Origin of the sequence: Rhizobium sp. CF122 (genome assembly GCF_000282035.1) — a bacterium.
Lineage (GTDB): Bacteria > Pseudomonadota > Alphaproteobacteria > Rhizobiales > Rhizobiaceae > Rhizobium.
In genome coordinates, this window is record NZ_AKKA01000070.1 from 35,987 (window position 1) to 62,546 (window position 26,560).

At 60.6% G+C, this 26,560-nt stretch carries 27 protein-coding genes; 16 read left to right on the top strand and 11 right to left on the bottom strand.

The window, feature by feature from the left end:
- Positions 1-2 precede the first annotated feature (2 nt).
- Positions 3-503, top strand: coding sequence for a low molecular weight protein-tyrosine-phosphatase (locus tag PMI09_RS30380; RefSeq protein WP_007794300.1), 501 nt, complete (start codon positions 3-5; stop codon positions 501-503).
- Here the strand turns inward: PMI09_RS30380 and thpR are convergent.
- Both thpR and PMI09_RS13100 read right to left on the bottom strand, forming a co-directional pair.
- On the bottom strand, positions 410-1,003 hold the full coding sequence (gene thpR / locus PMI09_RS13095) for an RNA 2',3'-cyclic phosphodiesterase (protein WP_007794302.1): 594 nt from the start codon (positions 1,001-1,003) through the stop codon (positions 410-412). The genes PMI09_RS30380 and thpR overlap by 94 nt on opposite strands.
- Positions 1,004-1,071: 68 nt before the next feature.
- Positions 1,072-1,716 (bottom strand): arylesterase, encoded by a 645-nt coding sequence (locus PMI09_RS13100; protein WP_007794307.1) that lies wholly within the window; start codon positions 1,714-1,716, stop codon positions 1,072-1,074.
- Between the two features lie 53 nt (positions 1,717-1,769).
- Between PMI09_RS13100 and PMI09_RS13105 the strand changes: the two genes are divergently transcribed.
- The 4 genes from PMI09_RS13105 (at position 1,770) to PMI09_RS13120 (ending at position 6,593) form a co-directional block, all read left to right on the top strand.
- Positions 1,770-2,477: an ABC transporter ATP-binding protein gene (locus PMI09_RS13105; RefSeq protein WP_007794310.1), complete on the top strand. Its 708-nt coding sequence runs from the start codon at positions 1,770-1,772 to the stop codon at positions 2,475-2,477.
- Entirely contained in the window at positions 2,474-5,017 is a 2,544-nt protein-coding gene (locus tag PMI09_RS13110) for an ABC transporter permease (protein ID WP_007794313.1), read from the top strand. Before PMI09_RS13105 ends, PMI09_RS13110 begins: the two co-directional genes overlap by 4 nt.
- A gap of 178 nt (positions 5,018-5,195) precedes the next feature.
- Positions 5,196-5,924 (top strand): Bax inhibitor-1/YccA family protein, encoded by a 729-nt coding sequence (locus tag PMI09_RS13115; RefSeq protein ID WP_007794315.1) that lies wholly within the window; start codon positions 5,196-5,198, stop codon positions 5,922-5,924.
- A gap of 111 nt (positions 5,925-6,035) precedes the next feature.
- Entirely contained in the window at positions 6,036-6,593 is a 558-nt protein-coding gene (locus tag PMI09_RS13120; RefSeq protein ID WP_007794318.1) for a GNAT family N-acetyltransferase, read from the top strand.
- Positions 6,594-6,599: 6 nt separating this feature from the next.
- On the opposite strand, the gene PMI09_RS13125 is transcribed toward PMI09_RS13120, so the two are convergent.
- From PMI09_RS13125 to acnA, 3 genes are all read right to left on the bottom strand, one after another.
- Positions 6,600-7,001, bottom strand: a complete 402-nt coding sequence (locus tag PMI09_RS13125; RefSeq protein ID WP_007794320.1) for a DUF2794 domain-containing protein — start codon at positions 6,999-7,001, stop codon at positions 6,600-6,602.
- A gap of 365 nt (positions 7,002-7,366) precedes the next feature.
- Positions 7,367-8,104, bottom strand: coding sequence for a DUF1223 domain-containing protein (locus PMI09_RS13130; protein ID WP_007794324.1), 738 nt, complete (start codon positions 8,102-8,104; stop codon positions 7,367-7,369).
- Positions 8,105-8,335: 231 nt separating this feature from the next.
- Positions 8,336-11,026, bottom strand: a complete 2,691-nt coding sequence (gene acnA / locus PMI09_RS13135; RefSeq protein ID WP_037082993.1) for an aconitate hydratase AcnA — start codon at positions 11,024-11,026, stop codon at positions 8,336-8,338.
- Between the two features lie 258 nt (positions 11,027-11,284).
- Here acnA and ccmA point away from each other — a divergent pair, with 258 nt between their 5' ends.
- Genes ccmA through PMI09_RS13160 form a run of 5 tightly spaced genes read left to right on the top strand, consistent with a single transcriptional unit; the run spans position 11,285 to position 14,169 of the window.
- The gene (gene ccmA / locus PMI09_RS13140; protein ID WP_007794329.1) at positions 11,285-11,932 is read left to right on the top strand and encodes a heme ABC exporter ATP-binding protein CcmA; all 648 of its coding nucleotides are present in this window, start codon (positions 11,285-11,287) and stop codon (positions 11,930-11,932) included.
- Entirely contained in the window at positions 11,929-12,588 is a 660-nt protein-coding gene (ccmB, locus tag PMI09_RS13145; RefSeq protein ID WP_007794331.1) for a heme exporter protein CcmB, read from the top strand. Before ccmA ends, ccmB begins: the two co-directional genes overlap by 4 nt.
- 47 nt (positions 12,589-12,635) lie before the next feature.
- The gene (locus PMI09_RS13150) at positions 12,636-13,397 is read left to right on the top strand and encodes a heme ABC transporter permease (RefSeq protein ID WP_007794334.1); all 762 of its coding nucleotides are present in this window, start codon (positions 12,636-12,638) and stop codon (positions 13,395-13,397) included.
- Between the two features lie 2 nt (positions 13,398-13,399).
- The gene (gene ccmD / locus PMI09_RS13155; RefSeq protein ID WP_007794336.1) at positions 13,400-13,567 is read left to right on the top strand and encodes a heme exporter protein CcmD; all 168 of its coding nucleotides are present in this window, start codon (positions 13,400-13,402) and stop codon (positions 13,565-13,567) included.
- Positions 13,564-14,169, top strand: a complete 606-nt coding sequence (locus PMI09_RS13160) for a DsbE family thiol:disulfide interchange protein (protein ID WP_007794338.1) — start codon at positions 13,564-13,566, stop codon at positions 14,167-14,169. The genes ccmD and PMI09_RS13160 overlap by 4 nt, the downstream gene beginning before the upstream one ends.
- On the opposite strand, the gene PMI09_RS13165 is transcribed toward PMI09_RS13160, so the two are convergent.
- The 5 genes from PMI09_RS13165 to dapF form a co-directional block, all read right to left on the bottom strand.
- Positions 14,170-14,757 carry a DUF2585 domain-containing protein gene (locus PMI09_RS13165; RefSeq protein ID WP_007794341.1) on the bottom strand — a complete coding sequence of 196 codons (588 nt, stop codon included), beginning with the start codon at positions 14,755-14,757 and terminating at the stop codon, positions 14,170-14,172.
- Positions 14,754-15,398 (bottom strand): septation protein A, encoded by a 645-nt coding sequence (locus tag PMI09_RS13170; RefSeq protein WP_007794344.1) that lies wholly within the window; start codon positions 15,396-15,398, stop codon positions 14,754-14,756. Before PMI09_RS13170 ends, PMI09_RS13165 begins: the two co-directional genes overlap by 4 nt.
- Before the next feature lie 63 nt (positions 15,399-15,461).
- Entirely contained in the window at positions 15,462-17,018 is a 1,557-nt protein-coding gene (gene ftsY, locus PMI09_RS13175; protein ID WP_007794347.1) for a signal recognition particle-docking protein FtsY, read from the bottom strand.
- A 15-nt stretch (positions 17,019-17,033) separates the two neighbouring features.
- Positions 17,034-18,308 carry a tRNA (N(6)-L-threonylcarbamoyladenosine(37)-C(2))-methylthiotransferase MtaB gene (gene mtaB / locus PMI09_RS13180; RefSeq protein WP_007794351.1) on the bottom strand — a complete coding sequence of 425 codons (1,275 nt, stop codon included), beginning with the start codon at positions 18,306-18,308 and terminating at the stop codon, positions 17,034-17,036.
- Entirely contained in the window at positions 18,305-19,210 is a 906-nt protein-coding gene (gene dapF, locus PMI09_RS13185; RefSeq protein ID WP_007794356.1) for a diaminopimelate epimerase, read from the bottom strand. The genes mtaB and dapF overlap by 4 nt, the downstream gene beginning before the upstream one ends.
- A 209-nt stretch (positions 19,211-19,419) precedes the next feature.
- On the opposite strand from dapF, the gene PMI09_RS13190 reads away from it, so the two are divergent.
- Positions 19,420-21,378, top strand: coding sequence for an elongation factor G (locus PMI09_RS13190; protein WP_007794359.1), 1,959 nt, complete (start codon positions 19,420-19,422; stop codon positions 21,376-21,378).
- Here the strand turns inward: PMI09_RS13190 and PMI09_RS13195 are convergent, their stop codons facing one another.
- A complete protein-coding gene (locus PMI09_RS13195) occupies positions 21,379-22,383 on the bottom strand; it encodes an MBL fold metallo-hydrolase (RefSeq protein WP_007794362.1) in 1,005 nt (334 codons plus the stop codon).
- Positions 22,384-22,688: 305 nt separating this feature from the next.
- Here PMI09_RS13195 and ffh point away from each other — a divergent pair, with 305 nt between their 5' ends.
- The 5 genes from ffh to trmD all read left to right on the top strand — a co-directional run bounded on the left by ffh (position 22,689) and on the right by trmD (position 26,393).
- On the top strand, positions 22,689-24,263 hold the full coding sequence (ffh, locus tag PMI09_RS13200; protein WP_007794365.1) for a signal recognition particle protein: 1,575 nt from the start codon (positions 22,689-22,691) through the stop codon (positions 24,261-24,263).
- Positions 24,264-24,278: 15 nt separating this feature from the next.
- Positions 24,279-24,599 carry a chorismate mutase gene (locus PMI09_RS13205; protein ID WP_007794368.1) on the top strand — a complete coding sequence of 107 codons (321 nt, stop codon included), beginning with the start codon at positions 24,279-24,281 and terminating at the stop codon, positions 24,597-24,599.
- 49 nt (positions 24,600-24,648) lie between these two features.
- The gene (gene rpsP / locus PMI09_RS13210; protein WP_007794371.1) at positions 24,649-25,017 is read left to right on the top strand and encodes a 30S ribosomal protein S16; all 369 of its coding nucleotides are present in this window, start codon (positions 24,649-24,651) and stop codon (positions 25,015-25,017) included.
- A gap of 117 nt (positions 25,018-25,134) precedes the next feature.
- On the top strand, positions 25,135-25,704 hold the full coding sequence (rimM, locus tag PMI09_RS13215; RefSeq protein ID WP_007794374.1) for a ribosome maturation factor RimM: 570 nt from the start codon (positions 25,135-25,137) through the stop codon (positions 25,702-25,704).
- A gap of 8 nt (positions 25,705-25,712) precedes the next feature.
- Positions 25,713-26,393: a tRNA (guanosine(37)-N1)-methyltransferase TrmD gene (trmD, locus tag PMI09_RS13220; protein WP_007794377.1), complete on the top strand. Its 681-nt coding sequence runs from the start codon at positions 25,713-25,715 to the stop codon at positions 26,391-26,393.
- The last annotated feature ends 167 nt before the right edge of the window (positions 26,394-26,560 follow it).

The following is a 26,560-nucleotide window of genomic DNA, read 5'->3' on the forward strand; positions in this document are numbered from 1 at the left end:
AGATGAAACGCATTAGCATCCTGTTTGTTTGCATGGGCAATATCTGCCGTTCTCCCCTTGCCGAGGGTATCTTCTCGCATCTTGTCGACGCGGCTGGTCTTGCTGATTGTTTCGAAATCGATTCGGCCGGCACCGGTGGCTGGCACGAGGGCGAGCATCCGGATCGGCGTTCGATCGCAACGGCCAGAGATCACGGGATAGACATCTCCCGACAACGCGCCCGTCGGATAACGACGGAGGATTTCAGCCATTTCGACCTGATACTCGCGATGGATCGCGCAAATATCGTCGAACTGCATCGGATGCGCCCGGAAGCCACAAACATCCGCCTGTTCGGCGAGTTTGCGCTCGAAACCGGCGAGGATATACCCGACCCATACTACGGCAGCAGGGACGAGTTCGAACTTGTCTACGCTAGGCTCTTTACCGGCTGCAGGAAGCTGCTGGAGGCGCTGGGCACAGACAATGCCTCGTGGAGCGGGAAGACCTCTTCCGTCAGGTAAGGCCCGCCGCCAACCGATTCCCTCGATGACAGCAGGACGAAGCGGGGAACAGTGAAGGCCGAGGTCTGAAAGTTGCCGCGGCCAGCGAGGTAATGCACCACATCATCGACCCGCGACGATTTCAGCCGCGCCAGCGTGACATGCGGCGTGAACTTGCGAGGATCCGGCGGCAATCCGATGCGCTGGCAGATCCGCTCGATTTCCGCTTGAAGCGCATACATCTCCGGCGAAGGCGAGACGCCGGCCCAGACCGAATGCGGCTTCTTGGATCCGAATGCGCCGATACCATCAAGGCGGATCTGGAATTCGGGGCGGTCGATGCGGTCAAGCCGATCGACAATTTCGTCTGCCGTCCGTCCATCGACATCGCCGATGAACCGCAAAGTGATGTGGTAATTTTCCACATCAATCCATCTTGCACCAGGGAGACCACCGCGCAGCAATGAGAGGCTCATCGCGACATTGCGCGGAATTTCGAGGGCGGTAAACAGTCTCGGCATAACGAGCACTCCCCGAATCTATTGCAGGTGCTCACACGGAATCACGCATTGGGCACCTGTGCAAGCCCCTAATTCTTCACAGTAGAAATCGTTCCCAAGAATTGCGTGATAGCCGGCTCCATCTTTTCGACCATCACATCGACCCCCTTGCTGTTGGGGTGCATCCCATCTTCGAGCTTCAAACCAGCCGCAAGGGCGACGCCGTCGAGAAAGAAGGGATAGAGCGCAACACCATGTTTTTGCGCGAGTTTCGGGTAGATCGCATTGAAGCGTGCGGCATAGTCGCCACCCATGTTCGGCGGCGCCAGTATACCGACAAGAAGAACGGCAATGCCGCGTTCCTTTAGCCGGACAATCATCTGGTCGAGATTCTTTTCACTTTCTTCGGGAGGGATGCCACGCAGTGCATCATTGCCGCCGAGTTCGAGAATTACGCCATCGGTACCGTCGGGAACCGACCAATCGATTCGTGCAAGACCGCCGGTCGTCGTGTCCCCGGAGACCCCCGCATTGGCGATCGATATATCGACCCCTTTGGCTTTCAGAGCTGCTTGCAGTTTTTCTGGAAACCCGTCGCCGGGAGGAAGCTGGTAGCCTGCCATCAGGCTGTCCCCAAAGCCGACAAGGCTGATTGTCCTTGCATTGGCTGTGACTGAGAACATCAGCGAGGCAACAATGACGGCGATGTGAAGGCCGGCAACTTTAAATCTCATTCCGCTTTCCCTAGATTGGCAAGACGATCGGCATCTATATAGGGCGAATACTGTTGGCAAAAACCATCATCGAGTTGAAGCGCGCCGATTTGACGCTTGGCAGCGCCGCCGCCTCCGTCCATGTGCTGAAAGGCATCGATCTGACGATTGCCGCCGGGGAGTCGGTCGGCATCGTAGGGCCGTCGGGCTCCGGCAAATCGACATTGCTGATGGTGCTTGCAGGGCTTGAGAAACTCGATAGTGGCGAGATCAATGTCAGCGGCACACCATTGCATGCTCTGAGTGAAGACGAAGTGGCCGACTTCCGTGGGCGTAACATCGGCATCGTCTTCCAATCTTTCCACCTAATAGCCAACATGACGGCGCTGGAGAACGTCGCCGTACCGCTGGAGCTTGCCAATCTTTCCAATCCCTTCGAAATCGCACGCCGCGAATTGAAATCCGTCGGTCTTGGCGATCGATTGAACCACTATCCTGGCCAGCTCTCCGGCGGCGAGCAGCAACGCGTGGCAATTGCACGCGCCCTCGCACCCTCGCCGGCATTGCTGATTGCCGACGAACCGACCGGCAACCTCGACACCGACACCGGCCGCCAGATTGCAGATCTTCTGTTTTCGAAGCAGACAGAGCGCGGGATGACGCTACTGCTTGTCACCCATGACACCGCCCTTGCCAAACGCTGCTCCAGGCAGATTCGGGTTCGTTCGGGACAAATCGAGGGCGATAGCGCGCATGTGCAGCCCGAGGCAGCGATTGCATGAGATTGTTGACCCCGCGTGTCTCCCTTGCCTTTCGTCTCGCGCTTCGCGAACTTCGCGGCGGGCTCGGCGGCTTCTATATCTTTCTCGCCTGTATCGCTCTCGGCACCGGCGCCATTGCGGCGGTCAATTCGGTTTCGCAGTCGATCACTGACACGATCGCCACGCAGGGTCAGGAGATTCTTGCCGGCGACGTGCGCTTCGAGCTTAACAACCGCGAGGCGACTGACGCCGAAATGGATTTCCTGCGCGGCTTCGGAAAGGTGTCGACGTCGACTGGCCTGCGCTCGATGGCACGCAAGCCCGACGGCTCGGATCAGGCTCTAGTCGAAGTCAAGGCGGTCGACGGCGCCTACCCACTCTACGGTACCTTCGAGGCCGAACCGAACTATCCGTTGCACGCGCTTCTGTCCGGGCAGAGCGGTACCTATGGCGCAGTGGCCGCGCCGCTTCTGCTCGAGCGACTTGGCCTCTCCATTGGCGACGAGATCCTCCTCGGCAATGTCATTCTGAACGTCACCGGCACGATCAAGACCGAACCTGACGCGGTTTCGGAAGGTTTCGGCTTCGCACCCCGCCTCCTCGTGAGCAGGGACGCGCTCAAGGCATCCGGCCTCATCCAGACCGGCAGCCTGGTCGAGCACGTTTACAAGATTCGCATGGACGACCCCGCCGAGAGATCCACGATCCGCGATCGGGCTGCGAAGGCATTTCCGTCCGCCGGCTGGTCGATTCGCACCAGCGACCGGGCAGCCCCTTCGCTGACCGAGAACATTGAACGATTTTCGCAGTTCCTGACACTGGTCGGACTGACGGCCCTGATCGTCGGTGGTGTCGGCGTCGCAAACGCCGTGCGAGCTTTCCTCGATTCCAAGCGGACGACGATCGCAACCTTCAAATGCCTTGGCGCGCCGGCGGCGACCGTAGTCCTGATCTACCTTTTCCAGATCGCCATCATTGCGCTCGGCGGCATGGTCATCGGGCTCATCATCGGAGCGCTGGCGCCAATCGTGGCGTCGCAATTTCTTGCGCAATTCTTACCTGTTTCCACCGATCTGACGTTCTATCCCGAGCCCTTGGCCCTCGCGGTCGTTTTCGGCATTTTGACAACACTGGCCTTTGCCATCATGCCGCTCGGACATTCCCGCGAGGTTCCGGCAACTGCGCTCTTCCGCGAGCAGGGTTTCGAAGCGCGGGGCTTGCCATCCTGGCCCTATATTCTTCTAGCAGCGGTCTTTCTCCTCGCACTCGCCGGTCTCGCGATCATAACGGCTTATGATGGCTTCATCGCGGTCGTCTTTGTCGGGGCAATCGCCTTCGCCTTTGTGATCCTGCGGCTTGTCGCGGCCGGCATTGCTTGGCTCGCGCGTCGCAGTCCACGCGTCAATTCGCCAGCCTTGCGCCTCGCAATCGGTAACATCCATCGGCCCGGCGCACTGACGCCTTCCGTCGTTCTGTCGCTCGGTCTTGGCCTTGCACTGCTTGTCACCCTCACGCTGATCGACGGAAACATGCGTCAGCAATTAACCGGACGCATGGCCGCTGGCGCACCGAATTTCTTCTTCGTCGACATTCAGGGGTCGGAACTCGAGAAATTCCGTAGCGTCGTTAAAGCCGGTTCCCCGGATGGCAAACTGGTCGAAGTGCCTATGCTGCGCGGGCGCATCCTCGCCTTCAACGGCGAGGACGTGACGAAGCGGAAGGTTCCGCCGGGCGGCCAGTGGGTGCTGCGCGGCGACCGCGGCATTACCTATTCGGAAACACTGCCGGAAAATGCGTCGTTGACCGAAGGTTCCTGGTGGCCGAAGGATTACAGCGGCGAGCCGCTTGTCTCCTTTTCAGCCGAGGAGGCCGGAGAACTCGGCTTGAAGATCGGCGACACCGTCACCGTTAACGTGCTTGGGCGTAACATCACCGCCCAGATCGCCAATCTGCGCAAGGTCGAGTGGGAATCGCTTTCCATCAACTTCGTGATGGTGTTCTCGCCCAATACGTTCCGCGGCGCCCCGCACGCCTGGCTGGCGACGCTCACTGACCCGACGGCGACCTCTAGCCAGGAGGCCACGATCCTCAAATCCGTGACAAATACCTATCCGACAATCACCAGCGTGCGGGTCAAGGATGCGATCGACATCGTCAACACACTGGTGGCGCAGCTGGCGACGGCGATCCGCGCCGCCGCCTCCGTTGCACTTATCGCCTCGGTGCTTGTTCTTGCCGGCGCTCTGGCTGCTGGCAATCGCGCTCGTACCCATGATGCGGTCGTTCTTAAGACACTCGGCGCGACGCGGCGAATGCTGATCCGCGCCTTCTGCTACGAGTACCTTATCCTTGGCGCTGCGACCGCAGTCTTTGCCCTCTTCGCCGGCGGCATCGCGGCCTGGTTCATCACCGCCCGGATCATGCGCATCTCCTCGCACTTCCTGCCCGATGTCGCCGGCCTGACGCTCGTGACTGCTTTGGTACTGACAGTCGGTATCGGTCTCATCGGAACCTGGCGCATCCTGGGGCAGAAGGCGGCACCCGTTTTGCGCGAACTCTGATTGACCAAACAGAGAAATTTCCTTCACCTTACGGCGATTTAACCCGATCCCGGGTTGCAAGGGCCTTGTTTGCGAAAGCCGAAAGGCTCATATTGTGTGCAGGCATGCTGGGCTCCGCAGCGGCGCCCGGGTTTCGCGCCCGCCACCGTGTCCACACCGGAGCTTGTAAGAGGAAACTATGGCTGACCTTCGTAATTACCAAGGCCGCGTTCAGACCGGCGAGATGATCGACCAGGGCCTACGCAGCTATATGCTCAAGGTCTACAACCTGATGGCGCTGGGTCTGGCGATCACGGGTGTAGCCGCTTATCTGGGCTTCAATTTCGCCGTCCAGGACGGCCAACTGACGCAGTTTGGCGTATTGCTTTTCCAGTCGCCGCTCCGCTGGGTGGTCATCCTTGCACCGCTGGCTGCCGTGTTCTTCCTGAGCTTCAGGATTAACCGGATGAGCGTTGCCGCCGCGCAGACGACCTTTTGGGTCTACGCCGCGCTGGTGGGGCTCTCGCTCGCGTCCATCTTCCTGGTCTACACACAGTCGAGCATTACACAGACGTTCTTCGTGACCGCAGCCTCCTTTGGCGCGCTCTCGCTGTACGGCTACACGACCAAGCGTGATCTCTCCGCGATGGGCTCGTTCCTGATCATGGGCCTTTTCGGCCTGATCATCGCGTCGATTGTGAACATCTTCCTGGCATCGTCCGCCCTTCAGTTCGCGGTCTCTGTGATCGGCGTGCTGATCTTCGCAGGCCTGACCGCCTACGATACGCAGCGCATCAAGGAACTGTATTACGAAGCCGACGGCGCAGAAGTAGCCGGCCGCAAGGCGATCATGGGTGCGCTAACCCTGTATCTCGACTTCATCAACCTCTTCATGTTCCTGCTGCAGTTCATGGGCGACCGCAAGTAAGGAACGGGGGATGTATCAAAAAAGGCGGCTTCGGCCGCCTTTTTTGTTGCCTGGTCATGCGGAGAATGATTTCTGGAAGAGTCCATTGTTCATATCCGCCCGGCCGACCGCATGCCCATCTTCCTCCGCGACGCTTCCTCATCCGACCTCCCCGCCATCACCGCCATCTATCGCGAATCCGTCCTGAATGGTGTCGCAAGCTACGAGATCGTCCCGCCGCAGCAGAGCGAGATGGCGGCACGATTTTCCGCAATCACGGGTCAGAGCTATCCCTACATCGCCGCGATTGGTGAGGATGGCAACTTGCTCGGTTACGCCTATGCATCAGCCTTCCGCACACGCCCAGCCTACCGCTGGATCGTCGAGGATTCGATTTACCTGGGACCGGAAGCGCGCGGCAGGGGAATTGGAAGGCGGTTGCTCGCCGAACTGATCCGACGCTGCACAGATCTCGGCTTTCGCCAGATGGTGGCCGTGATCGGCGGCGCGCATCCGGCGTCGATCGCCTTGCATCAGGCACTGGGCTTTGAGGAAACCGGCCGCCTGAAAGGAACTGGCTACAAGCACGGCCGTTGGCTTGACACAATGATGATGCAGCGCGCTCTGGGCGAAGGCGCGGCCACCGACCCCGATCCCTCTGTCTACCCAGGCACGCTGTTCAAGGTGTGACAGGGTTCACTTCTCGACGAGCTTCAGAACCTTATTGAAGACCTTCAAAACCTGCTGCAGCTCGTGTCCGCGCTTCAAGATGACACCGTGCGTATTGATAACGCAGTAGGCCCCCTGCTTGGCGGCGAGCCTTGGATTCTTCTCGATACGAAAGAGCGGCATTTCGCCCGATCGCTTGAAAACCGAGAAGATGGCGCGGTCTTTCAGGTGATCAATCGCATAGTCACGCCAGTCACCCTCGCCAACCATGCGGCCATAAATCCACAAAATCGCATCGAGCTCGCGTCGGTGGAACGTGACCGGCGCTGGGTCCCTGCTCTGCTTATATTCCTTGAGATCTACGACGACTGAGGAACTGTTCTCGGCTAACCGGCTCTCGCCGTGCCGCAAATCCTGCTGATCTGTCATCAGTCTCCCTGTGCCTCCGCTTGTGACAGGTGAATGACAGTTTGCCTTAGCGTTTATAAATTGCAAGCAGGCGATCAGTCACATTAATCATAGTCTGTGCAATCTCCCGAGTGCCGCAATTCAGTCAAAACAGCGCCTCATTTGCAAGGGAAATTCCCTCACGACTGCGCCGCGGGGCCGTTCGGACCCGCGTTGCACACGAATTGCGCATGATCTTTTTGCCAGATTCGGTCTGCTGAAAAGGTTGCGTGCGAGTTTGGCGCCAGCGCGCCAAAGGGCCCGGCTGACCGTATCGACCTTAACCCCAGCCCCGAATACGATCAGCCGGGCCGCCCCGTTTCCATCCGCGCAAGCAGATGAAATGGTCAGATGTTCTTCCCGGCCATGACGACCGTCGCTCCGAGGATCGCAGATGGTTTGCCATCGGCGGTGGAGGATTGAAGTAAAATCGCGCAGCCCTCAAGATCTGGCTTCTGCATCACGCTTGCCGGCAGCGTCAAGCTCGTTTCCTTGCCCTCCCACATGCCGACGGTTTCCACGTCTGCAACACTGTTTAGGTAGGCGATCTTCTTGCCGCTGTTTTCGCCCTTCTCGACGTCAATGGTTTTCTCACGGTTGAAGTAGACCATGACGACATTGGCTTTGCCCTGTCCTGCGCCGATCTTAATCTCGAGTTGGTCGCCGCGCATCTGTGCCTTCACCGGCACTGACAGCCCCATACCTTCAGCTGCATAGCCATCGATCTTCTTATTGATCGCGCCGAGATCGGCGCCTGCAACGTGGTCGCGGCCATTGATGATGACCTGCGGCGTATAGACGTTGGCACGGCCCATCGCCTGCGCATAACCATACTGCCGCTCGGTATTTTCCTTGGAACTCAGCGTGTCGGCCCATCCCATGTAGTTCCAGTAGTCAACGTGATAGGCAAGAGCGATAACGCCCCCGGCCTCGACGAGCTTACGGAAAGCTGCATCGGCTGGAGGACAAGAAGAACATCCCTGCGAGGTAAAAAGTTCAACCACACCTTTCGGCGCGTCCTGGGCAAAAAGTGGGCCGGCAAGCGCCACACCTGCAACCAGAGAAATCAGAAACCGCGGGGACATTCATGCACCTTTTCTTCCGCACCTACCGCCACGCTTCGCCGCAGGTCCGATGTCTGAGCGTAGAGATAGTGGTTCTCGGTCGAAACGGAAAGTCACGAACGGGTGAGGCAAAGCTTCGTGGAAGCCAAGCTGAAACACATCGTCGTGAGCAGACATCCAATACCTTGCGCTCAAACAAAAACCGCCGGAAATCTCTTTCCGGCGGTCATTGTCATGCAAGTCTGTTAACAATCAGGCAGCGAGATCTCGCAGAACCGTCTGCAGGATGCCGCCATTGTTGAGGTAGACCACTTCGTCGAGTGTATCGACGCGCGACAGCAGCGGAACTTGCTTCACGGTGCCATCGCCATAGACGATCTTGGCGATCTTCTTCTCGCGCGGCTTGATGTTTTCCAGGCCTTCGATGGTGACGAGTTCGTCGCCCTTGAGACCAAGGCTTGCCCAGGTCGTTCCCTCTTCGAAGACGAAGGGGATAACGCCCATACCGACCAGGTTCGAGCGGTGAATACGCTCGAAGGACTGGGCGATCACGGCCTTGACGCCGAGAAGGTTGGTGCCCTTTGCGGCCCAGTCGCGGGACGAGCCGTTGCCGTACTCGACACCGGCGAAGATGACGAGCGGAACGCCTTCGGCCTTGTACTGCATGGCCGCGTCGTAGATCGATTCCTCTTCCTTCGACGGATAGCGGATGGTGTAACCGCCTTCCTTGCCGTTCGGGCCGAGCATGTGGTTGCGGATGCGGATGTTGGCGAAGGTGCCGCGCATCATCACTTCATGGTTGCCGCGACGCGTGCCGTACTGATTGAAGTCCGCAACGGCGACGCCGTTGCCGAGCAGGTAGGAACCCGCAGGCGATGCTGCCTTGATCGAGCCGGCCGGGGAAATATGGTCTGTTGTGATCTTGTCACCGAAGAGGCCGAGAACACGGGCATTCTTGATATCCGAAGTGCCGGTGCCCTTCTTGCCCATGCCGACGAAGTAAGGCGGGTTTTGAACGTAAGTCGAGTTGTCGTCCCAGGCATAGGTCTGGCCCGGAGGAACCTGCACCGCCTGCCAGTTCTCGTCGCCCTTGAAGACGTCAGCGTACTTCGTCTCATAGAGTTCGCGGGTAACGTACTTCTGGATGAAGTCCTGAACTTCGTGCGACGTCGGCCAGATGTCCTTGAGGAACACCGGGTTGCCGTCCTGGTCTTCACCGATCGGCTCCGTGGTCAGGTCCTTCTGGACCGTACCGGCAAGCGCGTAGGCGACGACCAGCGGCGGAGACGCCAGGTAGTTCGCCTGAACGTCGGGAGAGATGCGGCCTTCGAAGTTGCGGTTGCCCGACAGAACGCCCGAAACGATGAGCCCCTTGTCGTTGATCGTCTTCGAGATCGGCGCCGGCAGCGGGCCGGAATTGCCGATGCAGGTCGTGCAGCCGAAGCCGACGAGGTTGAAGCCAAGCTTGTCGAGGTCAGCCTGCAGGCCGGACTTGGCCAGGTATTCGCCGACGACCTGCGATCCCGGTGCAAGCGAGGTCTTGACCCACGGCTTGGACTTCAGGCCCTTGGCAACGGCGTTGCGGGCGAGAAGGCCGGCGGCGATTAGAACCGACGGGTTGGAGGTGTTGGTGCAGGACGTGATAGCCGCAATGGCAACGTCGCCATGGCCGAGGTCGAAATCGGTGCCTTCCACCGCGTAGCGGTTGGAGAGCTGGCCGGGCTTTTTGTAGTCGGTGTCCATTGAGCCAGCGAAGCCGGAGGCGATGCTTTCGAGCGGGATGCGGCCTTCCGGACGCTTCGGGCCGGCCATGGCAGGCACGACGTCGCCGAGGTCGAGTTCCAGCGTATCGGTGAAGACGAGGTCCGAACCGTCGCCTTCGCGCCACATGCCCTGCGCCTTCGAATAGGCTTCGACCAGAGCGATACGGTCCTTGGCGCGGCCCGACATGTTGAGGTAGTTGATGGTTTCGCCATCGACCGGGAAGAAGCCGCAGGTCGCGCCGTACTCCGGACCCATGTTGCCGATCGTCGCGCGGTCGGCGAGCGGCATGTTGTCCATGCCCGGGCCGAAGAATTCGACGAACTTGGAAACGACGCCCTTCTTGCGCAGCATCTGCACGACCATCAGCACGAGGTCGGTCGCCGTGACGCCTTCCTTGAGCTTGCCGGTGAGCTTGAAGCCGATGACTTCAGGCAGGAGCATCGAGACCGGCTGGCCGAGCATTGCGGCTTCGGCTTCGATACCGCCGACGCCCCAGCCGAGAACGCCGAGACCATTGATCATCGTCGTATGCGAGTCGGTGCCGACGCAGGTATCCGGATAAGCGATCGTCTCGCCGTCCTCTTCCTTGGTCCAGACGGTCTGGCCGAGATATTCGAGGTTGACCTGGTGACAGATCCCGGTGCCTGGAGGAACGACGCGGAAGTTCTTGAACGCCTGCTGACCCCACTTCAAGAAGCGGTAGCGTTCGCCGTTGCGCTGGTACTCCAGCTCGACGTTCTTGGCGAAAGCCTGCGGCGTGCCGAATTCGTCGACGATGACGGAGTGGTCGATGACGAGGTCGACGGGAACCAGCGGGTTGATCTTCTCGGGATCGCCGCCGAGCGAAACCATCGCGTCACGCATCGCGGCAAGGTCGACGACGGCGGGAACGCCGGTGAAGTCCTGCATCAGCACGCGCGCCGGGCGATAGGCGATTTCGTTTTCGACAGCACCCTTGTTATTGAGCCATTCCGCAACGGCCAGAATGTGTTCCTTGGTCACTGACTGGCCGTCTTCGAAGCGCAGCAGGTTCTCGAGCAGAACCTTCATCGAGTAAGGGAGCTTCGAAACACCCGGCAGGCCATTCGCCTCAGCCTTGGGCAGGCTGAAATAAACGTAGTCCTTACCGTTCACGGTGAGCGTGGAACGACAATTGAAGCTGTCAAGAGATTTAGACACGAGAGACCCCGTTTCTGATAGCGAACACAATCGTGCGGACGCCTATGCACGTAATGCACATCAGGATGCGGGTACGGCCATTTCCGCTGTCCGCACGTGGAGCGAAGCCCATGTTCGGCGCAAGGATGAAATTCACGCCGACCGCTGGCGTGGTTGCGGGTCTTATAGATAATTTCTAAGAAAGGTGCCAGAGAGTGCGTGACCCATTTCGGATTTTTTTGCATTGCGATGACTGAAAAATTAAACCACGGAAAAGTCATGCATCTCGAGGCGGCCAATCTGGCCGCGCGCCGGGGAGAAGACCTGATTTTCGAGGGCGTGTCCTTTCGCCTGGAATCAGGTGAAGCGCTAGTTTTGACAGGTAAAAATGGATCAGGAAAGTCAACTTTGCTGCGTGTCGTCGCCGGTCTGCTGCGTCAGGAAAGAGGCTCGGTGAGCTTAACTGATTCGCATGGCAACACTCTCCGGCGTGTCGGCGAAATCAGCCACTATCTCGGCCACCGCAATGCGATGAAAAGCGAGTTGACAGTCGCCGAAAACCTCGACTTCTGGCGCCGCTTTCTTGGAGATACGCACGGCGCTTCGGCCGTTTCCATAGACGAGGCTGCCGAGGCCGTCGGGCTCGCAGGGATCACGCACCTCCCTTTCGGCTACCTTTCGGCTGGCCAGCAACGCCGCTTTGCCTTCGCCAAGCTGCTTATCGCCCACCGGCCGGTCTGGATCCTCGATGAACCGACCGCTGCACTGGACACAAGCGGCGACCGCCTCTTTACAGAGCTTATCGAAGCGCATCGGCGCAAAGGCGGAATCGTGCTCGCAGCGACCCACCAGCCGTTAGGACTGGAAGGCGCGCGGGAATTGCGGATGGCGGGATTTGCCCACGCCGGACCGGGGGTGTGGGCATGACAGCCCTTCTCCTGCGCGACCTCAAACTCTCCATTCGGGCCGGCGGCGGTGCGCTGATCGGCGTTCTCTTTTTCCTGACCGTCGTCGCAGTCATACCCTTCGGTGTTGGGCCCGATCTAGCGCTGCTGTCCCGCATCGGCCCGGCAATTGTGTGGATCGGTGCACTGCTTGCCGCGCTTCTCGGCCTTGACCGCCTGTTTCAGGCCGAACGCGACGATGGCTCGCTCGATCTCATGTTGATGCAAGAGACGCCGCTCGTCCTGACGGTGCTGGTCAAGTGCCTGGCACACTGGATCGCCACCAGCCTGCCGCTGGTCATCGCCTCGCCGCTGCTCGGCCTGTTCATGAATATGAGCGAGACGGCAATCGGCGCGACGATGCTGACGCTGCTCGTTGGTTCGCCCGCGATTACCTTCATCGGCGCGGTTGGTGCAGCCGTTGCCGTCGCCCTGCCGCGCGGTGGTCTGCTGGTCTCGATCCTGGTGCTGCCACTGACCATCCCCGTGCTGATCTTCGGCGTCAGCGCCACTTATGCGGCGGTCGAGGGGCCATCGCCCTTTCTGCCGCCTTTCCTCATCCTGATCGCGCTCACGCTGTTCTTCGCCGTCATCGGTCCGGCGGCGGCGGCATTGGCGCTGCGTAACACGTCGGATTGATGGAGCGCTCGATTGCGGCATCAGGCATATCGCGGTAAGGAAACGGCATGAACGAAACGAGCCTTGCCATCACGAAATTCAGCGACCTCGCCAACCCGACGCGGTTTCTGGCGCTGGCTGCACGCATCCTTCCCTGGATGGCCGGTTTCACGGCCCTCTGTTTTATCGTGGGGCTGTATCTCAGCTTCACGACCGAAGGCGACTACCAGCAGGGCGAAACGGTTCGCATCATGTATATCCACGTGCCGGCCGCCTGGCTGGCGATGATGGGCTATACGATCATGAGCATTTCGGCGATCGGCACACTGGTCTGGCGCCATCCGCTGGCGGATGTATCGGCAAAGGCCGCAGCCCCGCTCGGCGCCGCCTTCACGCTGATTGCCCTTGTGACCGGTTCCCTCTGGGGCAAGCCGATGTGGGGCGCCTGGTGGGTCTGGGATGCGCGGCTCACGTCCGTCTTCATTCTGTTCCTGATGTATCTCGGGCTCATCGCCCTCAATCGCGCGATCGACGACCCATCGAAGGCGGCCCGCGTCAGCGCCATCCTGATCCTCGTTGGCTTCGTCAACATCCCGATCATCAAGTTCTCGGTCGATTGGTGGAACACCCTGCATCAATCCGCGAGCGTTCTGCGTCTCGACGGTCCAGCCATCGATCCGGAGTTTCTGCGGCCACTGCTGGTGATGGCCGTTGCATTCACCGCGCTCTTCTTCACGCTGCACATCATGGCTATGCGCAACGAAATCTGGCGCCGCCGCGTCACCGCCCAGCGTCGTATGGCGGCACGCTTGGCGAGCCGCGAGGGATAGCCATGACACACGCTTTCTATGTCTACGGCGCCTACGGCTTTGCCGCCCTTGTCACGGCAGCGGCCACCCTTTGGACTTGGGCTGACGGCCGCGCGCGCCGTCAGGAACTGGCAGCCCTCGAAGCCTCCGGTATCCGTCGCCGCTCGGCGCGAGCAAAGGACGGCGAATGAGCACCGCACCAGAAACGAGCCGCGCCAAGCGCGGATTTGGGCGCTACGCGGTCGCCTTGATCCCGTTGATCGTCTTTGCCGGCATCGCAGCCACCGCAGCAAAGATGCTCTACGATCAGGACGTCCACGGCAAGGATATCTCGGAAATCCCGTCGGCCCTGATCGGCACGAAGGCGCCGGTGCTGAACCTCGCGCCACTCGAGGGCGCCAACCTTCCGCCACTGACCGACAGTGCCATCAAGGGCAAACTGACGCTCGTCAACGTTTTCGCCTCGTGGTGCATTCCCTGTCGCGAAGAGCATCCGATCTTGAAGGAGCTGGCAAAGGACGGCCGCCTCAACGTGGTTGCCATCAACTACAAGGACAAAAACGACAACGCACTTCGCTTCCTCGGCGAACTTGGCAATCCCTTTGCCGCAATCGGTGTCGATCCCAAGGGGCAGGCAGCTATCGATTGGGGTGTCTACGGCATCCCGGAGAGCTATCTCGTCGCTCCCGACGGCACGATCCTCTACAAGCGGGTCGGCCCGTTCGACGAAGTCAGCCTGAAGGAAGTGCTTTTCCCGGCCATGGAGAAGGCGCTGGCCAAGCCGGCGTCCTGACTAGATCCCGGCTTGCCAGGTCTTGATCGCCTCAATGGGCCAAATCAGCATCAGTACGTTGAGTGTCAGGTTGTCGCGAATGACATAACCGGTGAACAACTCGAAGAAAATCGCGATCGCGATCGTCAGTACAACGGGCGCCCGCGAGGCGAAGAAGAACCCGACGACCATGAAGACTGTGTCCATCGACGAGTTCAAGATGCTGTCGCCATAGTAGTCGAGCGAGATCGTCGCCGTTCGATAGCGGTCGATGATCAAAGGCGAATTTTCCAGCAGTTCCCAGCCGGATTCGATCATCAGCGCCAAAAGCAGCCGCATGGCGATCGGCTTTCCGCGCAGAACAAGGTGCGCGATGCCGTAGAAAATGAAGCCGTGAATGATGTGGGACGGCGTGTACCAATCGGAAATATGCTGGGAGTTACCGCTGGAATTGACGGTGCCTTCCCATAGTTTGACATATCCGCAGGTGCAGATGGGGGTGCGGCCCATCATGTATTCGGCGATGATCTGGATCAGCAGAACCGCAATGCACGCAGCGAACCAGAATGTTTGATGCTTCGCTCTGTCTGCCGTATCCAGTGTCGTCAACTCTCGGTCTCTCCCGCCGGTGTGACCGTATGCTTCATAATCAACGGCATCTGCGCAAGCGTGAAGATGATGGTTATGGGCATTGTCCCCCAGACCTTGAAGGCAACCCAGAAATCATCAGAGAAATTGCGCCAGATGACTTCATTCAGCACTGCGAGGAAAAGGAAAAAGACGCCCCAGCGGATGGTCAGCTTCCGCCAACCCTCGGCATCAAGCTGGAAGGCCGCGTTGAAGACGTAGCCGAGCAACGATTTGCCGAAAGCTAGGCCGCCAAGCAGCGCAACGCCGAACAGCGCGTTGACGATGGTCGGCTTCATCTTGATGAAGGTTTCGTTCTGCAGATAGATCGACAGCGATCCGAAGATGACGACCACGATCCCCGAGACGAACGGCATGATCGGCAGATGCCCGAGCACGACCTTCGAGACGATCAGCGAGATCACCGTTGCCGCCATGAAGAGGGCCGTTGCCACGAATAGTGGTCCGCCGAGCTCCGACAAAGCCGGAAACCGCTCGACCAGCCACGCGCCGCGCAGGTTGGCGAAAAAGAAGATCAGCAGCGGGCCAAGCTCCAGCGCCAGCTTCAGCATCGGGTGATGCCGGTCGGCCGCGCTTGGGGTGATATCGCTCTCTGTCGTCATGCTATCTCAAATCCGTTTGTGAACACGAGACGCTTGCCCGCGCTTGTCGGCATATCTGTGGCATTATTGACCGAGCCCGGCAATGGCATGGGCAAAATCCTCCGCCTCGAAAGGCTCTAGATCTTCGACACCTTCGCCGACACCGATGAAATAGACCGGCAGCTTGTGCTTGGCGGAGATCGCCACGAGAATGCCGCCCCGCGCCGTGCCGTCGAGCTTTGTCATGATCAGCCCGTTGACCCCGGCCACGTTGCGGAAGATCTCCACCTGCGACAGGGCGTTCTGCCCCGTCGTCGCGTCAAGCGTCTGCAGCACCGTATGCGGCGCATCCGGATCGAGCTTGCCGAGAACACGAACGATCTTCTCGAGTTCGGCCATCAGCTCCGCCTTGTTCTGCAGGCGGCCGGCTGTATCGATGATCAGCACATCGCACTTCTTCGCCTTGGCCTGCTCGAAGGCGTCATAGGCAAGACCCGCCGCATCGGCGCCGAGCTTGGTACCAATGAACTCCGACTTGGTGCGGTCGGCCCAGATCTTCAACTGCTCGATGGCAGCGGCACGGAAGGTGTCGCCGGCAGCCACCATGACCTTTAGCCCGGCGCCAGAAAGCTTGGCCGCCAGCTTGCCGATCGTCGTGGTCTTGCCAGTACCGTTGACGCCGACGACCAGGATGACATGCGGCTTGTGGCTGAGATCGAGCTGCAACGGCTTCGCGACAGGCTTCAGCACCTTGGCGATCTCGCTCGCCATGATGCGGCTGACATCCTCGCCGGTGACGTCCTTGCCGTAGCGCTCGGAGGCCAGCGTATCAGTGACGCGCATCGCCGTCTCGACGCCAAGATCGGCTTGGATCAGCAGATCCTCGAGATCCTGCAGCGTATCATCATCGAGCTTGCGCTTGGTGAAGAGGGCCGCGATCTGGCCGGTGAGCTGCGACGAAGTGCGGGCAAGGCCGGCGCGCAGGCGCTGGAACCAGGAAAGTTTTGGCGCTGGCACCAGAGGCGCGGCCTCGGAAGCCGCGGGACCGGTGGCAAATCCCTTTGGAAGAACGGGAGCGGCGGAGGCATCGCCGGAAGCGTCATCCTCCGCCGGCGCAGATGTCTCTTGTTCGGCGGGAGAGGCCCGATCGGTGACGGGCTGCTGTTCCGCGTCGGCTTCCTCCGCAAACTCTGCAGCCGAGGACGTCTCTTCGGTTTTGCTGGCCGACGCTACTTCCGCAACATCCTCCTCTTCTGCCTGCTCGCCGATCTCCGAATGCAGGGGCGAAGTTGTAGGAAGCGGCTCTTCCGCAGCGCTTTCGGCAGGAGCGTTGATCTCCGCTTCGGCTTCAAGCAGCGAGAGCGGCACAAGGCCCATGTCGCCCGCCTGCACTTCCGACGGTAGGACCTCGGAAACGTCGTCCTTCTCAGGCGCAAGCGCTTCCGCCTGCTCTGCAAGCTCCTCCATGGTGGCGTCTTGGCCTACGTCATTGGCAGGCCCGCCGGCCGTCTCCATCTCTTCTGCCAGGACCGGGTCGGCGGCAACGGGAAGGCTTTCCTCGCGCGAATCCGGCTCCGGCGCGTGTTCTTCCTCCGGCTTTGGGCCGAAGGTGAAGACCTTTTTGATGAAACTGAACGCCATGAAGATTCCGTAAGCTCAGGCCGCGTCGGCGGCCGTCAATTGCATGTCGAGGTGTTTGCCGTTGTGCCCGGTGATGACAGCCTGCACGAAGCTTCGGGGCGCAAGCCCTACTGCTGCGACAAGAGTGAAGTTCTCGGTATGCGCCAAACCGTTGTTTTCCACCAGCAGCCATTGCTGTGTTCCGACCATCCCGTCGAGATGGGACTGATGCAGGCGATGTCCAGTGGCGCGAAGTCGCGCCGCCCGTTCCTTGACCAGCACGCGATCGAGCTGCGGCATTCGCGCGGCGGGTGTTCCCGGTCGTGGGCTGTAAGGGAACACGTGGAGATGGGCGATATTGGCCTCTTCCGCCAGCCGCATGGCATTGGCGAACATGTCTTCGCTCTCGGTCGGAAAGCCGGCGATCAGATCAGCACCGAAGCTCATGTCCGGTCGTAGGCGGCGCACGTCGTTAACGAAAGCCAGGGCATCCGCGCTCGAATGGCGGCGCTTCATTCGCTTCAGGATCATGTCGTCACCATGCTGTAGCGACAGATGCAGATGCGGCATGAACCGCGCCTCGTCGGCAATCAGATCGAGCAGATGCCTGTCGGCCTCGATGCTGTCGATCGATGAAAGCCGCAGACGGCGAATATCAGGCACCTGTTTCAGAAGCGTCTTGGCAAGCAATCCGAGCGTCGGCTCGCCGGGCAGGTCGGCGCCATAGCTGGTTGCATCGACGCCCGTCAGCACAATCTCCTGGTACCCGCTTTCGACCAGCTTGCGGGCCTGATCGACGACTGCCCCCATCGGCACGGAGCGCGAATTGCCGCGGCCATAGGGAATGATGCAGAAGGTGCAGCGGTGGTCGCAACCATTCTGAACCTGGATGAAAGCCCGCACATGACCATCGATGTGCTTAACCATCTGCGGCGCCGTCTGCCGCACGCTCATGATGTCGTTGACGCGCAGCTTCTCTTCGGCCGAAACGCCGAAATCCGGCAGGGCGCGATAGGAGGCGCTCTTCAGCTTTTCCTCGTTGCCGAGGACGGCATCGACCTCGGCCATGTCGGCGAAAGTCTCTTTTTCCGTCTGGGCCGCACAGCCGGTCACAATGATACGGGCATGAGGATTGTCGCGCCGCACACGCCGGATCGCCTGGCGAGCCTGACGCACAGCCTCGCCGGTAACGGCACAGGTATTTACGAGGATGGCATTGTTGAGCCCAGCCCTTTCGGCCTCCGCTCGCATCACTTCGGATTCGTAGGTGTTGAGACGACAGCCGAAGGTGATGACCTCAACGCCGCTCACCGCGCTTCCGCTCCCTGCGCCGCATCCCGCGACCACGCACCGGTCGACGGATCGAGCGTGCCGGACCACTCCCATTCCGCAGGGCCCGTCATGATGACGTGACCATCACGCTCGCGCCATTCGATCGTGAGCACACCCTGGTTGGGGCTGCTTGCGACCTTCACAGCGACTTCGCGCCCCGTGCGGCCGGTGCGGGCGGCAGAAACGGCCGTGGCACAGGCGGCAGAACCGCAAGCAAGCGTCAGTCCCGCGCCCCGCTCCCAGGTGCGCGTTGTGATCGAACTCGGAGAGGTCACCTGCGCCAGCGTGACGTTGGCGCGCTCAGGGAACATCGGATGGTTTTCGAGCAGCGGGCCGAAGCGGCCGAGATCGAACGACATCACATCCCGATCCACCCAGAAGATCGCGTGCGGATTGCCCATGGAAGCGACGGATGGCGAATGCAGCACGGGATTGTCGATCGGCCCGATCTGCAGCTCGATACGGCTGGTATCGTGGAATTCCTCGGCAAGCGGGATCTTGTCCCAGTCGAAGAGCGGCCTACCCATATCGACGGAGATCGTCCCATCCGCGTGCTCGACGGCATTGAGGATGCCTGCCACCGTCTGGAAAGTGAAAACCTTCTTGCCGGTTTCCGAAGCGAGCGCCTGCACGACACAACGCGTACCGTTGCCGCAAGCCTGTGCCTTCGAACCGTCGGAGTTCAGAATATCGATCCAGGCATCCGTGCCCGCTGCCTTCGGATCATGGATCGCCATGATCTGGTCGAACTGCGTGTCCGGCTCGGCATTCAGCGCGATTGCAGCTGCAGGCGTCACCCTGTCGGCACGGCCGCGCATGTCAACGACCAGGATCTTGTTGCCAAGCCCGTTCATCTTTGCGAATTCGACCGTTGCGCTCATAGGTGTCATGTCCGTCTCTGTTTGGGCTGTATATGGCGGAAATGCGGGGGAATTACCAGTGGCTTGACGGACCCGAGCACCGCGACACATTCATGGGAGAACCATACCGAAGCCTCATATTTAAGAATGATCGCAACTATCTGGCACTTTTCTTCGCTTAGAGGCATTCTTTGGTTTCGGATGCGTGCTTTTGGCAGGGAGGATCGCCGATGCGCTGCTTCACGGTACTTGGGCCCTCGCAGACGGGAAAAACGACCCTCGTCGCAAAGCTGGCCTCGCTCGAGGGAACGCCCAGAAAGTCAGCCTCTCCATATGGATCAAGCCTGACGGAATTCGATTTCAAGGACGAAGCTTGGTGTGCGATCGACACCCCCGGGGCAAACGAGGCCCTGGCCTTGGCGCAGGACGCCCTCCTCGTCAGCGACGCCTGTATTCTCTGCATATCGCCGACACCTGATGAAGCCGTTCTTGCAGCACCCTATCTCCGCGCAATCGAGGCCTCGGGAACGCCCTGCGTGGCCTTCATCAATCGGATGGACGAGCCGCGCGGCCGATTGCGCGATGTCATCGCCGCACTTCAGACCTACTCCAACCATCCGCTCGTCCTACGGCAAGTCCCGATCCGCGAAGGCGACACGATTGTCGGCAGCTGCGATCTGATTTCCGAACGGGCCTGGCGCTACCGGGAAGGGCAGCCTTCCGCGCTGATCGAACTGCCGCACGATGCGGTCGAGCGCGAGCACGAGGCGCGCGTAGAGATGCTCGAGCAGCTTTCGGAGTTCGACGACTGGCTGCTCGAGGAGCTCATCGAAGACCGTGAGCCGGCAAGTGATACGCTGTTTGCCATCTCCTCGCGGATACTCAAGGAGAACCGGGTCATCCCCGTGCTGTTCGGTGCCGCCTCGCACAGCAACGGCATCATGCGCCTGATGAAGGCTCTTCGCCACGAGGCGCCACCGGCAGCAGCGCTACGGACCAGGCTCGCTGGAAGCTCCGGCGCGCAAGAGGCGGAACTTTCTGCCGTTAGTTTCCACGCCTATCACAAGGCCAATGTCGGCAAGACAGTCCTCATACGCGCGTTTGCCGATGGCTTGAAGCAAGGCGCTTCCCTCGGCGGCGCTACTTTGGGTCCCTTGCAGGAAGCCGGCAGCGGAAAGCCGATCAGCGGCACCGTGCAAGCAGGCGGCATCTTTGCCGCTCTCAAGTCGGACCATCTGCCCGCGCCCGCCCTGCTGACGCAGTCCACCAGCGTCGAACCGCCCGACTGGACGACACCTCCGACACCCATGCTCGAAAGAATCCTCGTTCCCGGCAGCGAACGTGACGAAACCAAGCTCTCGGCAACGCTGGCGAAATTGGCGGAAACCGATCGCGGCCTGAAGGTGATGCAGGAGGAAGGCACCGGCGCGGCACTGATCTGCGCACAGGGACCAGTCCACCTACGCGACCTACGCAAGACGCTCTCTGAGGTCTTCCGCGTCGAAGTGTCGGACCGCGCGCCGAACCCGATCTACCGGGAGACCATCTCGAAGCCCTCGGACGTGCGTTACCGGCACCGTAAGCAGACAGGCGGCGCCGGCCAATTCGCCGATGTGCAGCTCAGCGTCCGGCCGAACGAACGCGGCCAAGGCTTCACCTTCGGCGAAAGTGTCAAAGGCGGCACTGTGCCGCGAAACTATATACCGGCCGTCGAGGCCGGTGCACGCGAGGCAATGGAGAAGGGGCCGCTTGGCTTCCAGGTCATCGATGTCGATGTGACATTGACCGACGGCCAGTATCACTCGGTCGACAGCTCCGATTTCGCCTTCCGTGCAGCTGGGAAGATGGGCGTCAAGCAGGCGCTGTCGCAGGCATCCGCCGTTCTCATGCAGCCTGTCATCAGGGTCGATATCCATATCCCCTCGGTCTACTCCGGGGGTATGGTGACGCTCGTCTCCTCTCTCAAAGGACAGGTGCTTGGCTTCGACCGAGACGAGAACGCGAAGGGCTGGGACATATTCCGAGCGCTAGTGCCGGGCGGTGTGTTGGAAGAGTTGGCACGATCGCTGAAATCCGCGACCCAGGGCATCGGCCACTTCTCCAAGACCTTCGATCACTTCGAGGAGCTTTACGGCAAGGAGGCCGACACCATCATCAACACGCACGGCTCAGGGGCCCAACCGCACTGATCATGCCCGCGGCACGTCGAAGACTTCGCCTGCCCTGAGCGGTCGGAACCGTTCCGGCGATATGCCGCGCTCGGTCATGGCCGCTTCCAGCGCCTTGAGCGGCGCATCGATCGCCTCGTCAGTCAGCTGGAACGTCGCAAAGTGATGCCCGGCCACATAGGCCGCATTGGCCAACTGCATGCCCATCACCGCTTCCGCAGGATTCTGATGCTGGCCCTTCATGAACCAGCGCGGCTCGTATGCCCCGAAAGGCAGGATGGCGAGGCGAAAGGCGCCATGCATTTGCCGCGCCGCCTCATAGTTGACACCGCCGTGAAAGCCCGTGTCCCCGACATGGTAGATCTTCCCGGCCGGTGTCGACAGGACGAAGGCCGCCCACAGCGCCATACGACGGTCGCCAGTGCCGCGTGCGGACCAATGATGCACCGGCTCGGCATCGATCGCGATACCCGCAAGGGATATGCGCTCGCCCCAATCCATCGCCGTCACCTGTATGTCGGGCACGGCGCGGCGGATGATTGTATCGTTGCCAAGTGGCGTCACGACATGCGGCCGATGCTTTGCCTGCAAGCGCTTGAGCGTCGCGACATCAAGATGGTCGTAGTGATTGTGGGAAACAAACACGAGATCGATCGGGGGTAGATCGTCGAATGCGATGCCCGGTGCAACGGCGCGCTTCGGGCCGGCAAAGGTGAAGGGGCTGGCGCGCTCGGACCAAACCGGGTCCGTGAGGATGTTAAGTCCCGCGACCTGCACCAACAGTGTCGCATGACCGACCATGGTTACCCGCAGATCGCCACCATTCACGCGCAGATCGGGTTTTGCTGGTGCGAACGGGCTCGGAACCGACTTCGGCCAGCGATCGCGGCCGCCGCCGAACTGCCACCGCATCAGGTCTCGAAAGCCGAGAGGCTCGATACCATCCGGATTGAAGAAGTGCGTGCCGTCGAAGTGATCGGAGACAGGCCCCTGATAGTAGGGATTGCGTCGTTTGGCCGTGGGCATGCAAGAGCGATTCCGTTGAAGAGAAAGCAGATCTGGGATTGGGCGCGCGGTTTTGAAAGGTCGAAACGCCGTCTTTTCTCGACCTTGCCTTGACTCCCGGCGCTTTTTCCTGTTTACCGCCGCTCAATCTGCGACGAGCTTCAAGACTCGAGCCACCGACCGGGACCCGCAAAGGTATAAACTGATCCCGGAGGTCCACACCCGACAGCGCGATGCGCCCTCGGGTGCTTTTTGGCTTTGCGTCTTGTTTTCGTCAAGGAAAAGCACAAGGTTTCCGTCATCCCGGAAATCACAAGGAAGAGCCGATGTTTGAAAACCTCCAGGACCGTCTTGGATCCATTCTGAATGGACTGACAGGCCGTGGCGCGCTTTCGGAAGGCGATGTTTCTGCAGCGCTGCGCGAGGTTCGCCGTGCCTTGCTGGAAGCAGACGTGGCGCTCGATGTCGTGCGCTCATTCACCGACCGCGTCCGCGAAAAGGCCGTCGGCGCCGAGATCCTGAAGTCGATCAAGCCTGGCCAAATGGTCGTCAAAATCGTCCACGACGAGCTGATCGAGATGCTCGGCGGCGAGGGCGTCGGCGTTGATCTGCATGCAGCGGCCCCCGTCGTCATCATGATGGTCGGCCTGCAGGGCTCCGGTAAGACGACGACAACGGCGAAAATCGCCAAGCGGCTCACCGACCGCGAAAAGAAAAAGGTGCTGATGGCATCGCTCGATACGCGCCGTCCGGCTGCGCAAGAGCAGCTTCGCCAGCTCGGTGTCCAGACGAGCATCGACACGCTTCCCGTGATATCAGGCCAGTCGCCGACCGACATCGCCGCCCGCGCCGTGCAGGCAGCCAAGCTCGGCGGCCATGATGTCGTCATCCTCGACACCGCCGGCCGCACGCATATCGACGAGCCCTTGATGGTCGAAATGGCCGACATCAAGAAGAAGTCGAACCCGCATGAAATTCTACTGGTCGCAGACTCGCTGACCGGTCAGGACGCCGTCAACCTCGCCCGCAATTTCGACGAACGCGTCGGCATCACCGGCCTCGTGCTGACCCGCATGGACGGCGACGGCCGCGGCGGTGCGGCGCTTTCAATGCGCGCGGTGACCGGCAAGCCGATCAAGCTCATCGGTGTCGGCGAGCGCATGGGCGAACTCGAGGAGTTCCATCCCCGCCGTATCGCTGATCGCATCCTCGGCATGGGTGACATCGTTTCGCTGGTCGAGCGCGCTGCCGAAAACATCGACGCCGAGAAGGCGGCCGCCATGGCCGCCAAGATGGCCAAGGGCAAGTTCGACCTCAACGATCTCGCCGACCAGCTGCGCCAGATGCAGAAGATGGGGGGCATGGGCGGCATCATGAGCATGATGCCCGGCATGGCAGGGATGAAGGACAAGATGGCCTCGGCCGGCCTCAATGACAGCCTGTTCGGCCGCCAGCTCGCCATCATCGGCTCGATGACCAAGGCCGAACGCGCCAACCCGGATATTCTCAAGCATTCGCGCAAGAAGCGCATCGCCGCCGGCTCAGGCACCGATGCCGCCGACATCAACAAGCTTCTGAAGATGCACCGCCAGATGGCGGACATGATGAAGATGATGGGCGGCAAGGGTAAGGGCGGCCTGATGAAGCAGATGATGGGCGGTCTCGCCGGCAAGATGGGCCTCGGTGGCCTCGGCGGTGGCATGCCCGATCTTTCGAACATCGACCCCAAGCAGCTCGAAGCGCTCCAGAAGCAGGCTGAAGCTGCCGGTCTCGGAAAGCCGGGCGGTGGCTTGCCTGGCCTCGGCGGAATGTCGGGTGGTTTGCCGGGCCTGGGCGGCGCCAAGCTCCCTGGCCTTGGCAGCGGTTTCCCGGGTCTGCCCGGCTTGCCGAAGAAAAAGTGAAGGGTCGCTTAGAAGATGATTGATCCTGAAATCAAAGCCCAGCTTTCGAACTATCGCCAGTCGATCGACAACATCGACGCGGCGCTGGTCCACATCCTGGCCGAACGGTTCCGCTGCACCAAAGAGGTCGGCGTTCTCAAGGCCAAGTACAAGTTGCCGCCGGCCGATCCGGCGCGCGAAGAATACCAGATCGAACGCCTCCGCCGCCTGGCGAAGGATGCCAATCTGGATCCGGATTTCGCCGAGAAGTTCTTGAACTTCGTCATCAAGGAAGTCATCCGGCATCATGAGCAGATCGCTGCAGACCACGCCGAAAACGGCGCCGCAGCAAAATGAACCATACCGCCGGATCAGGCGGTCCAGAAAAGTCCAAGGAGTAAAGAAAATGGCACTGAAAATTCGTCTCGCCCGCGGTGGTTCCAAGAAGCGCCCGTACTACCACATCGTTCTCGCCGACGCCCGTTCGCCGCGCGATGGCCGCTTCCTGGAAAACCTCGGTTCCTGGAACCCGATGCTTGCCAAGGACAACGACGCTCGCATCACGCTGAACAACGACCGCATCAAGCACTGGCTTGAGCAGGGCGCACAGCCGACCGACCGCGTTCTGCGTTTCCTCAACGAAGCCGGCCTCGCAAAGCGAGACGCCAAGAACAACCCGGTCAAGGCAAAGCCGGGCAAGAAGGCCCAGGAGCGCGCTGCTGAAAAGGCTCAGAAGGCCGCCGACGCCGCCGAAGCTGCTGCTTCCGCAGAATAATCGGGGACTTTCCCTTATCGAACGGGCGGCATGGCGACATGCCGCCCGTTTTCGTTTCCATTCCACCGCACTTCGTTTAAGAGAAGCCCAGATTTGCGGCTTCATGTGAAGGACGTCATGGCAAAGCTTGAAAATCCGGTTCTGATGGCAACGATCGGTGGCGCCCAAGGGCTGCGCGGCGAAGTGCGCGCCAAGGCCTACACCGCCGACCCGACCGCGCTCGGCGATTACGGCAACCTGCACAGCCTCGATGGGCGCACCTTCGAGATTCTCGATATCCGCGAGATGAAGAACGTCGTCGTCGTTCGCTTCCGCGGCATCAACGACCGCAATGCTGCTGAGGCGCTGAACGGGCTGGAGCTCTACATCGAGCGCGATAACCTGCCGGATGAGGAGCTTGAGGAAGATGAATTCTTCTACGCCGATCTCGAGGGACTGGAAGCGCTCGACGACCAAGGCGTCAGCTACGGCACCGTGACCGGCGTCTTCGACTTCGGCGCCGGCGATCTCCTGGAATTGAAGGGACCGGGCAAACGCCCGGTACTGATCCCCTTCTCTGAGGCCTCAGTCCTCGATATCGACCTCGAGGGTGGCAGGATCACGATCGATCCGCTGGCTGCCGGCCTCGTCGATACCGAGGATGACAGCGCGAAATTCACGTCCGACACGCCGAAAAAGAAGAAGTGAGGCCGCCGATGGCGTTCCGCGCGACCGTGCTGACCCTTTACCCGGAGATGTTTCCGGGTCATCTCGGCTACTCCCTCGCCGGCAAGGCGATGGAGCGTGACCAATGGTCGCTCGATACCGTGCAGATCCGCGATTTTGCCACTGACAAACATCGCACCGTCGATGATACACCCGCTGGTGGCGGCGCTGGCATGGTGCTGAAACCCGATGTTCTCGCCCGCGCCATCGACAGTGCTTCCAAGAACGACAGCCGGCCACGCCTGCTGATGAGCCCGCGCGGCAAGCCGCTGACACAGGAGCGCGTGCGCGAACTCGCATCCGGTGATGGCGTCATCATCGTCTGCGGCCGCTTCGAGGGCGTCGATCAGCGCGTTATCGATGCGCGTGAATTGGAGGAAGTCTCGATCGGTGACTACGTGCTCTCAGGGGGCGAACCGGCGGCGCTGACCGTACTCGATGCGATCGTCCGTATTCTGCCTGGCGTCATGGGCAACGATCTTTCCGGACTGCATGAAAGCTTCGAAGGCGGCCTGCTTGAGCATCCGCACTACACCCGGCCGCAGGAATGGGAGGGTCGGGAAATTCCAGCGATCCTCACATCTGGCAATCACGGCGCGATCGACAAATGGCGCCGCGAGCAGGCACTGCAACTAACCCGGGAACGACGCCCGGACCTGCTGGACGAATAAGAGATGGCCGGCCGCCAGGCATCCACATTTAACGGTCGGGTTGACAAAATTTCCGGGCCGAAGGGGTGACAAAGCCTGCGCAATACGGTATGCGCACGCCCGGAATGGGAAAACTCCCATCAACCACGTAAAGAAAAACAGACGAATTCGCTCCTGCCCTCACCGGC

What these genes read in the sequence shown, in the direction of transcription:
- ftsY (WP_007794347.1), bottom strand. Translation starts at nt 17,018, where the DNA reads ATGGCGTTCAGTTTCATCAAAAAGGTCTTCACCTTCGGCCCAAAGCCG.
- rpsP (WP_007794371.1), top strand. Translation starts at nt 24,649, where the DNA reads ATGGCACTGAAAATTCGTCTCGCCCGCGGTGGTTCCAAGAAGCGCCCG.
- PMI09_RS30380 (WP_007794300.1), top strand. Translation starts at nt 3, where the DNA reads ATGAAACGCATTAGCATCCTGTTTGTTTGCATGGGCAATATCTGCCGT.
- PMI09_RS13100 (WP_007794307.1), bottom strand. Translation starts at nt 1,716, where the DNA reads ATGAGATTTAAAGTTGCCGGCCTTCACATCGCCGTCATTGTTGCCTCG.
- trmD (WP_007794377.1), top strand. Translation starts at nt 25,713, where the DNA reads ATGGCGTTCCGCGCGACCGTGCTGACCCTTTACCCGGAGATGTTTCCG.
- PMI09_RS13190 (WP_007794359.1), top strand. Translation starts at nt 19,420, where the DNA reads ATGCGCTGCTTCACGGTACTTGGGCCCTCGCAGACGGGAAAAACGACC.
- PMI09_RS13130 (WP_007794324.1), bottom strand. Translation starts at nt 8,104, where the DNA reads ATGTCCCCGCGGTTTCTGATTTCTCTGGTTGCAGGTGTGGCGCTTGCC.
- PMI09_RS13150 (WP_007794334.1), top strand. Translation starts at nt 12,636, where the DNA reads ATGAACGAAACGAGCCTTGCCATCACGAAATTCAGCGACCTCGCCAAC.
- PMI09_RS13125 (WP_007794320.1), bottom strand. Translation starts at nt 7,001, where the DNA reads ATGACAGATCAGCAGGATTTGCGGCACGGCGAGAGCCGGTTAGCCGAG.
- ccmB (WP_007794331.1), top strand. Translation starts at nt 11,929, where the DNA reads ATGACAGCCCTTCTCCTGCGCGACCTCAAACTCTCCATTCGGGCCGGC.
- PMI09_RS13170 (WP_007794344.1), bottom strand. Translation starts at nt 15,398, where the DNA reads ATGACGACAGAGAGCGATATCACCCCAAGCGCGGCCGACCGGCATCAC.
- rimM (WP_007794374.1), top strand. Translation starts at nt 25,135, where the DNA reads ATGGCAAAGCTTGAAAATCCGGTTCTGATGGCAACGATCGGTGGCGCC.
- ccmA (WP_007794329.1), top strand. Translation starts at nt 11,285, where the DNA reads ATGCATCTCGAGGCGGCCAATCTGGCCGCGCGCCGGGGAGAAGACCTG.
- ffh (WP_007794365.1), top strand. Translation starts at nt 22,689, where the DNA reads ATGTTTGAAAACCTCCAGGACCGTCTTGGATCCATTCTGAATGGACTG.
- PMI09_RS13205 (WP_007794368.1), top strand. Translation starts at nt 24,279, where the DNA reads ATGATTGATCCTGAAATCAAAGCCCAGCTTTCGAACTATCGCCAGTCG.
- PMI09_RS13195 (WP_007794362.1), bottom strand. Translation starts at nt 22,383, where the DNA reads ATGCCCACGGCCAAACGACGCAATCCCTACTATCAGGGGCCTGTCTCC.
- dapF (WP_007794356.1), bottom strand. Translation starts at nt 19,210, where the DNA reads ATGAGCGCAACGGTCGAATTCGCAAAGATGAACGGGCTTGGCAACAAG.
- PMI09_RS13110 (WP_007794313.1), top strand. Translation starts at nt 2,474, where the DNA reads ATGAGATTGTTGACCCCGCGTGTCTCCCTTGCCTTTCGTCTCGCGCTT.
- thpR (WP_007794302.1), bottom strand. Translation starts at nt 1,003, where the DNA reads ATGCCGAGACTGTTTACCGCCCTCGAAATTCCGCGCAATGTCGCGATG.
- PMI09_RS13120 (WP_007794318.1), top strand. Translation starts at nt 6,036, where the DNA reads ATGCCCATCTTCCTCCGCGACGCTTCCTCATCCGACCTCCCCGCCATC.
- ccmD (WP_007794336.1), top strand. Translation starts at nt 13,400, where the DNA reads ATGACACACGCTTTCTATGTCTACGGCGCCTACGGCTTTGCCGCCCTT.
- PMI09_RS13160 (WP_007794338.1), top strand. Translation starts at nt 13,564, where the DNA reads ATGAGCACCGCACCAGAAACGAGCCGCGCCAAGCGCGGATTTGGGCGC.
- PMI09_RS13115 (WP_007794315.1), top strand. Translation starts at nt 5,196, where the DNA reads ATGGCTGACCTTCGTAATTACCAAGGCCGCGTTCAGACCGGCGAGATG.